The 2,002-nt window shown below is 43.2% G+C and carries 3 protein-coding genes; 2 read left to right on the top strand and 1 reads right to left on the bottom strand.

Translation table 11 applies throughout. The features are described 5' to 3' along the window. Together AB3112_RS11000 and AB3112_RS11005 are read left to right on the top strand one after the other, a co-directional pair. A partial coding sequence (locus tag AB3112_RS11000; protein ID WP_367334514.1) for a uracil-DNA glycosylase family protein occupies positions 1-372 on the top strand: 372 nt, incomplete at its 5' end. A gap of 117 nt (positions 373-489) precedes the next feature. After that, positions 490-735, top strand: a complete 246-nt coding sequence (locus AB3112_RS11005) for a hypothetical protein (RefSeq protein ID WP_171031869.1) — start codon at positions 490-492, stop codon at positions 733-735. 66 nt (positions 736-801) lie between these two features. On the opposite strand, the gene AB3112_RS11010 is transcribed toward AB3112_RS11005, so the two are convergent. Then, the coding region (locus AB3112_RS11010; protein WP_367334515.1) for a peptide ABC transporter substrate-binding protein at positions 802-2,002 on the bottom strand (1,201 nt) is incomplete at its 5' end.

Here is a 2,002-nt window from a genome sequence, read left to right on the forward strand (position 1 = left end):
ACTACCTTTTATGACTCGGGTAAAATCGCTGTTTTGCCGCTGGATTTTTACTATCCCGGTAAGGGCGTCCACGGAGATTTGCCACCGAGAAAGGGCTTCGCTGAAAAATGGCACCAGCCACTACTCGAATTAATGCCAAATATCAAAATGACATTATTAATTGGTCAATATGCCCAAAAATACTATCTTGGCAAACGGCGGCAAAAGAACCTGACCGAAACGGTAAGACACTTTGACGCCTACTTGCCTGAGTACTTTCCACTCGTTCATCCATCCCCACTCAACTATGGTTGGATGAACCAGCACCCCTGGTTTTTGGCCGAAGTGGTGCCGGAATTACAACGGCAAATCTCCCAAATCATGGCCCACTAGCATACGAGTTTTCCTTATAAAAATATTAATAAAGCAATATAAATGCTCAATGGTTTATGATAAAATATAGATTGTGTCATAAATCACACATATTTTATATTGCTGGGGGAAAGCATTATGCTAAAGCTTAAGAAAGCGACTTTAACAGTTGTTGCAGTATTCACAATGGGTGGCGGGCTCATTTCAATCCCGCCTCAAGAAGTTTCAGCCAGAACTACATATGTCTGGATCGCACCTAATCATGGCAAGAGATATCATTACTCGAAAAATTGCCGCGGATTGAATACCGCTGGCTACAAGCGCCACGTGACCCGTCACTGGGCAAGAAGCCATGGGTATCGGTTGTGTCATTGGGAGAAGTAGTTATTTAAAACAGAAGCCGTGTCCACCAGCTATTATGACTGGCAGACACGGCTTCTGTTTTTTTACTTACTTTGAAATATTTGAGCGTGTGTAATCCGCAAAGCCGGCAACGTGATATTCAACCCCATGCAATTTCGGGTTAACCAAATGGCTTTCACGAACGTAGTAGAGCGGAATGATACCGTTTTGACTCATCAATCGTTTTTCAGCCTGTCGGAGGTAACGCCAATATGATGCTTGGCTACCTGCGTTTTTGGCTTTTTGGACCAAAGAGTCATAGGTTGAATCGCTGAACTTACCAGGATTCATCGTATTATTCGTTGTCAAAATTCCGAGGTAGTTGATTGGGTCACCGAAATCGGCCAGCCAATACCATTGAGCAAGATCAAACTTCCCTTCGCTACGCCGGGCCTGCTGGGCCTTATCGGGAATGTTGGCAATGGTTACTTTAACCCCGGGTAGTTTTGAATTAAGTTGGCTCTGAAGATATTGGGCAACATTTTTGGTGACATCCTGATCATCCCCAACAATTGAAAGGCTAACCGATCCTTTGAGGCCAGCCTCCTTTTTACCTTCATTCCAAAGAGAACGGGCCTTTTTTACATTTGGTTGTACGCTAAAGCTGGTCTCTTTACTAAAGTCTTTTCCGGTTGTTGGATCAACTGCCGTACCCGGACTGACGAAGCTGCTTGCTGGTAACGAACCGTCGGCGAGAACCTTGCTGGTTAACTCCGGCCGGTTAATGACGAGGGAAATTGCCTGTCGTAGCTTATGATTGGCAAGCGGCTGATTTTGACGTTGGTTCACCTGCAGATAATAGGTCCAAGCCTTGGAGACATGCTTGAGATTTCGATTCTTTTGAAGGCTCTTTGCGGTTACGCCAGAAATCGTCGCATCATCCAACTTGCCATTTTCAAATAAGTTATGCGCCGTATTGGAATCTTTAACGGTTTGATACTTAATTTCATCTAATTTGATCGCACTTTTATCCCAGTAATAAGGGTTACGAACTAATTTATAAGTGTCGTTGGTACCTGTCCAGTCGGCAATCTTAAATGCACCGTTTGACACGGTCGTCTTGGCATTCGTTCCATATTTTTTAATGCCGACTTTTTGAACAAAAGACTTATTTTGTGGCATGAAAACAGGCATTGCAACTAATTTATTGAAATAAGCCATTGGGTGGTCCAAAGTAATCTCCAACGTTTTGTCGCCCAAGGCTTTAATGCCTAGTGTTTTATACGATTTTTTATTATTAATTATTGAA

The sequence above is a fragment of the Lentilactobacillus sp. genome, from assembly GCF_040773105.1.
GTDB lineage: Bacteria > Bacillota > Bacilli > Lactobacillales > Lactobacillaceae > Lentilactobacillus > Lentilactobacillus parabuchneri.